General features: G+C 59.8%; 1 pseudogene. It reads right to left on the bottom strand.

Annotated features, from left to right (window positions below):
- Positions 1-296, bottom strand: a pseudogene (locus Q4563_RS18845) (dihydroorotase); the annotation flags it as partial.

Raw genomic sequence — 296 nt, 5'->3', positions numbered from 1 at the left:
CAGAACGTCGTCGTTGTCGGTCAGCAGATCGCCGAAGGAGCTGCCCATAAATACCTTGATGCCGGCACTGCCGGGCAGCTGTTCCAGCGCCAGCATCTCATTGCGATTGCTGGCAGAGCCGCCGATGTAAAAGGCGTAGTCACACCAGCTGCTGTTGGCGGCGATGTCGAGTTTGGCTTGCAGGTCGGCACCACTGAGTGTCAGCGGGTGGGTGTTGGGCATTTCAAAAAAGGCGGTGACGCCACCGAGTACAGCACCGCGGGAACCGGCTTCGATGGTTTCCTTGTGCTCGAGGC

It is taken from the genome of Gilvimarinus sp. 1_MG-2023 (genome assembly GCF_030548285.1).
Note: the sequence above shows the minus strand (reverse complement) of the source record. Positions and strands in the feature narration are given on the sequence as shown.